The following is a 283-nucleotide window of genomic DNA, read 5'->3' as shown; positions in this document are numbered from 1 at the left end:
CTGGTCACCGAAATGCCCCACACCCTGACCGCCCTGGACACCGGCCAACTCAACGAAGAACGCACCATGCACGTAGTGAAAGAAACAGCCTGCCTGAGCGTGGAAGACCGGGTCGCGGTCGATGAGGAACTGGCCGCGGATACAGGGACCTTCAACGGCGCCGGGACCCGGGCCGTCATCGCCACCGTCAAGGCCGCCGCTATCCGGCGGGACGCACGCTCCGTCACCCAGCGCGCCAGCCACGCCGCGTCGGAGCGGTCCGTCAGCCTGCGCCCCGCCCCGG

General features: G+C 69.6%; 1 pseudogene. It reads left to right on the top strand.

The window, feature by feature from the left end:
• Positions 1–283 (top strand): annotated as a pseudogene (locus AC5RWD_RS23320) (hypothetical protein); the annotation flags it as partial.

The organism is Arthrobacter sp. CMU6, from assembly GCF_059090205.1.
This window is presented reverse-complemented; position numbering and strand designations above follow the sequence as displayed.